Origin of the sequence: Synechococcus lacustris str. Tous (assembly GCF_003011125.1) — a bacterium.
Taxonomy (GTDB): domain Bacteria; phylum Cyanobacteriota; class Cyanobacteriia; order PCC-6307; family Cyanobiaceae; genus Synechococcus_D; species Synechococcus_D lacustris.
This window is the reverse complement of the sequence record NZ_PXVC01000161.1, coordinates 1-1,893: the sequence shown is the minus strand read 5'-3', so window position 1 is coordinate 1,893 and position 1,893 is coordinate 1. Positions and strand designations below refer to the sequence as shown.

2 protein-coding genes and 1 pseudogene are annotated in these 1,893 nt (G+C 55.2%); 2 read left to right on the top strand and 1 reads right to left on the bottom strand.

Annotated features, from left to right (window positions below; all coding sequences use genetic code 11):
• The coding region (gene nadA / locus C7K08_RS13815) for a quinolinate synthase NadA (RefSeq protein WP_193464841.1) at positions 1–571 on the bottom strand (571 nt) is incomplete at its 3' end.
• Between the two features lie 23 nt (positions 572–594).
• Here nadA and C7K08_RS13810 point away from each other — a divergent pair.
• On the top strand, positions 595–1,482 hold the full coding sequence (locus C7K08_RS13810; RefSeq protein WP_241537279.1) for a TIGR04168 family protein: 888 nt from the start codon (positions 595–597) through the stop codon (positions 1,480–1,482).
• Positions 1,476–1,893: pseudogene (locus C7K08_RS13805) on the top strand (hypothetical protein); the annotation flags it as partial. The gene C7K08_RS13810 and the pseudogene C7K08_RS13805, both read left to right, overlap by 7 nt.

Sequence of the window (1,893 nt, the reverse complement as noted above, 5' to 3'; positions counted from 1 at the left end):
GCTTTAAAACCGCTTCTTCGCTGAATGTTTCATGCACTACGCAGCTGCCTGGCCAAAGCACAAGCTCGCGATCTGTTTGTTTCTCTACCCACCGGCCTAAATTTTGATCTGGTGCAAACACGATTCCCCTGCCTTTGGGAACCGATTCCACCATTGCAACGGCATTGCTACTGGTACAAATCAGGTCGCTTTGGGCTTTGATTGCTGCCGAGCAGTTTATGTAGCTAATCACCACATGATTTTGGTATTGGGCCCGAAATTGGCCAAATTGTTCAGGGGTGCAGCCGTCAGCTAGGGAGCAGCCTGCGTTTAGGTCGGGCAGCAACACTATTTTGTTGGGGCTAAGAATTTTTGCCGTTTCAGCCATGAAGTGCACACCGCAAAAAACAATCACATCTGCAGTGGTGGCAGCAGCTTTGCGGGAGAGCTCTAGGGAGTCGCCAATGAAATCAGCCACATCTTGGATTTCKCCCTCTTGGTAGTAGTGGGCAAGGATCACAGCATTGCGCTGCTGCTTTAAGGCCGCAATTCGCTCTATTTGCTCGCTGATGGGGCTGCTGCTTACGAACACGCGAGAGGCTGCCGAGGGAGGATGTGTGCAGCCTAGAAAGTTACAAGGGAGTAGTTGTGCTGCAACTGGCCATAGCCGGAGATCTCCATGGCCAGTGGGACCACCATGACGATGGGGTGTTGGCCAARCTTGCCCCTGATGCCCTTYTGGTGGTGGGCGATCTGGCAGACGGWGATGTGCGCCTGCCATTGCGTTTACGCAAATTGAGCCTGCCTGTGGCCTGTGTTCTYGGCAACCACGATGCAGCCAAAGACAGTTCAGGCCGCACCYTKGGWCGCATGGAGCAAGCCCTYGGTGCCTTGCATTGCGGTTGGAGTTTGCGACTTCTGAAYCCGCCTGGTTTGGCGGTGGTGGGCGGCCGCCCCGGCAGTGCGGGTGGGGGATTTCATCTCTCTCAAGCMGTTAAATCCCACTGGGGAATGATGAATCTTTTTGATTCAGCTGATCGCATCACCAAAGCGGCYTTAAGCGCGCCCATTGAATTTCCCCTTGTGCTGCTCTCCCATGCAGGACCAAGTGGTTTAGGTAGTGCTGCCGCTGATCCCTGCGGTAAGGATTGGAAGCCCCCTGCCTGTGATTGGGGCGATCAAGACCTGCAGGAAGCAATCTTGCGCATTCGCAAGCAGCGGCCAATTCCCTTGGTGGTTTTTGGTCACATGCACCATCGCTTGCGGCGGGGGGCCGGCAATCGCCGCACTTTGCATCGCGATCGCCAGGGAACCATTTATCTGAATGCAGCCTGTGTTCCACGCCACCGCCAATGCGATGAGAACGGTCCGCTGCGGCATTTCAGTTGGGTTGAATTAAGTGATGAGGGGGAGGTTTTACTTGCTTCTCACCGTTGGTACAAAGCCGATGGCAGCCTTTTTGAAGAACATTGCCTCCCCTTGGTGGGCATCGGCTCATGTTGATCATTGCCTGCATTAGTGGYCATGGCTTTGGCCATGGTTCCAGGGTTGCCGCCCTCTTGGGCGCTCTGCATCGGCTTGAACCCCAATGCCGTTTTCTGCTTTCAACGCCGCTGCCCGAGGCATTTCTAAAGCAGGCATTTGCGGCCATTCCCCATCAACAGCGCAACTGTTGCTGGGATGTTGGTGTAATTCAGGCAGATGCCCTTGGCAGCGATCCCGCTGCAACCCTGCAGGCCCTTGAGGCATTGGAGCCCTTGCTTGCAAACCAAGTTGAACTGGAGGCGCAAGCCATTTCAGCCATGCTTTTACCAGGTGAAAAAGCTGTGGTGCTTGCCGATGTGGCCCCTGCGGCGGTGCTGTTAGCAGCGGAGCGTTTGGCTTTGCCCTTGGTGTGGCAAGCGAATTTTGGCT